Source organism: uncultured Gimesia sp., assembly GCF_937919775.1.
Taxonomy (GTDB): Bacteria; Planctomycetota; Planctomycetia; order Planctomycetales; family Planctomycetaceae; genus Gimesia.
Map to the genome: position 1 here is coordinate 1 of NZ_CALFPF010000775.1, position 3,135 is coordinate 3,135.

Sequence of the window (3,135 nt, forward strand, 5' to 3'; positions counted from 1 at the left end):
ACACTCAATCGTCCACTTGGGTTCGACTTCAAAGGCAGTCAGATAACGGGCTCTCAAATCAGCGGGAATACGATCGATTTCCGAGACCGCACCATCGTAATACTTGAGCGCTTCCAGCATATCTGCGTCCCACAGATTCAGGGCTTTCAAGTCATCCACCAGTTGGCGGCTGACCTGGGTAAACTCGCCCGAAAGATTGCTCTTCACATACAAATGCTTGTACGAAGGCTCAATCGATTGTGAAACACCGATAATCGTAGAAATGGTGGCTGTGGGAGCAATCGCCATCACGTTGCTGTTACGCATACCGTTGGCAGCGATCGAATCCCGAACGACCTGCCAGTCAAGCCGCGTCTGCCGATCCACTTCAATCGGAATTCCCCGTTCTTTTTCGTGCAGATCCAGTGTATCAATCGGCAGCAGGCCGCGATCCCACTTGGAACCGGCATAAGACTCATAACGTCCGCGTTCAGCAGCCAGTTCGGAAGAAGCCAGAAGTGCAAAGTACGAAATCGCTTCCATGCTGGCATCAGCAAACTCCACAGCCTGCATACTGGCATAACTGATTCCCTGAGCGAGCAGAGCATCCTGGAAACCCATGAGCCCCAGGCCAACAGGACGATGGCGGGTGTTGGAGTTCTTTGCTTCCGGAGTCGGATAGTAATTGATATCAATCACGTTATCCAGCATCCGCATCGCAGTCCGAACCGTCACTTCCAGCATGCCCAGATCGAGCTGGCCATCGACTATGTGCAGCTTGAGGTTCACCGAACCCAGATTGCAGACAGCCGTTTCATCCCGCGATGTATTCAGCAGGATTTCGGTACACAGGTTACTGCTGTGAACAACGCCCGTATGATCCTGAGGCGAACGCAGGTTGGAAGGATCTTTCCAGGTAATCCAGGGATGACCTGTTTCAAACAAACGAGTCAGCATCTTGCGCCACAATTCGACGGCTGAAATACGACGGTAGAGTTTGATCTCGCCGGTTTCAGTCATCTTTTCGTATTCGGCATAACGCTCTTCGAATGCCTGACCGTAAAGATCATGCAGATCAGGTACACTGTCCGGGCTGAATAAAGTCCACTCTCCATCTTCACGCACACGACGCATAAACAGATCGGGAATCCAGTTTGCTGTATGCATATCATGGGTGCGTCGTCGATCATCGCCTGTGTTCTTACGCAGGTCGAGAAACTCTTCGACATCCATGTGCCATGTTTCCAGGTACGAACAGACAGCGCCTTTGCGTTTGCCCCCCTGATTCACGGCAACGGCAGTATCGTTCACGACTTTCAGGAACGGAATCACTCCCTGGCTCTGCCCGTTGGTACCACTGATGTGCGAATTGGTGGCCCGGATTTGCGTCCAGTCATTACCCAGCCCGCCGGCCCATTTGGAGAGCTTGGCGTTGTCGGCAACACACTTGAAAATGTGATCCAGATCGTCATTGACCGTCGAAAGATAACAGGAACTCAACTGCGGATGCAGTGTCGCAGAGTTAAACAGCGTCGGTGTTGCCGATGTGAATCGAAACGTAGAGAGAATATTATAGAATTCAATCGCGCGTCCGGTCGCATCGTCGGCTTCCTGAATGGCCAGCCCCATTGAAACACGCATCCAGAAATACTGAGGCGTTTCAATACGTCGCCCATCAATGTGCAGCAGATAACGGTCATAAATCGCCTGCAACCCCAGGTATTGAAACAGGTGATCCCGCTTCGGCTCGAGAGCCAGGGCAATGCGTTTCAAATCAAATTTATGCAGATCAGGAGTCAGCCGCTTGGCTTCAATTCCATCATTGAGGAACTGCTCAAAACGATCCACGTACAATTGATTCAATTCATTGACGCTGGATGGCGCATTTCCCAGAGCATCGTTATAGATAATTTTCAGCATCAGGCGCGAAGCAACCGTGTCGTAGGCAGGATCACGTTCGATGCGGGTCCGGGCGGCCAGAATCATGGCGCGATACAATTCTTCGACAGAAATACCATCGAAGATGGAACGCATGACTTCTTCCAGCAGCGCTTCAGCCGAACAGTCCCCTTCCAGTCCGCGACAGGCATCGGAAAGCCGAGCCAGAATACGGGCTTCATCGAAGGGAACCTTGGTTCCATCTGTCAGAACGACATGAAACCGGGGAGCCGTTGATTTGATCGTATCAGAGTCATCCGCCAGATCAGTAGCAGAAGCGCGTAAAGCACGAAGCTTGGCGCGATCTGCACGATAGACAATATAGCGACGTGCAATACGGTAGTGCCCCCGCCGCATGAGCATCATCTCGACGACGTCCTGAATCTTTTCCACTTCAATACCAGCATCACTGCTGGCTGCTGCAGCAATTTCATTGGCGACCGACTCGACCATTTCCGGAATTTCCATCCGGATCTCATCATCGAGGGGCTGATTTTCTGCAAGATTCAGTTCCGCGCGGAAAGCGTTGGATATTGCACGACCGATCAACGAAGCGTCAAATGAGGCTGTTCTGCCCCCACGCTTGGTGACGATCCATTCTGTTTGCGCTCGAATCATTCGATTGCCTCCTTAAAATGGAATGCTAAAAATGCGGCTGCGTCCATGCCGACAGCAGCGTGTGTAGTATTTAAAACAGGAATGATGTGATGCCAATCGCGGTTGCACACAGTGCTTCCACAAATGGTGGCCTCGCGACAGAAAGCCAGAAATGGCATAACAAAAAAGAAGGGAAACATAAAGAAACTGGGAGAGACAGACAATTTCACCTCGGTGCATGAACTGGCAACTCCTTTTGCTCTTAAGAACCCTCACTGATCTGAAATTCGATTTCTGAATACCATCTGAATGTGAGAGCCAATGATCCATCAAACTCTTAAGAGTCAGGGCTTTCGAGAAAAAACAGGCCATTTGTGCGCTCTTATTAGAGACTTAAGCACAAGCCGCATCTATTCAAAAAAACACTGCCCTAAAGTTCGATAAAACATACTTCAACTTTGCCTCAGAACGAAACAATTGAACATTGTTTTTCCTGAGTCACTCACTCGTAACACCCAATATAGTGTGTATATCTCAGCAGTCAATACTAAATGTTGGACATCGTCCAAAGATGTCAAGAATCATTAACGGGAGTCGTGAAAAGCCTATATTTGTAGAAAC

General features: G+C 49.9%; 1 protein-coding gene. It reads right to left on the reverse strand.

Features of this window, described 5'->3' with window-relative positions; all coding sequences use genetic code 11:
* A partial coding sequence (locus tag Q0294_RS22045; protein WP_299469763.1) for a ribonucleoside-diphosphate reductase subunit alpha occupies positions 1–2,535 on the reverse strand: 2,535 nt, incomplete at its 3' end.
* Positions 2,536–3,135 lie beyond the last annotated feature (600 nt).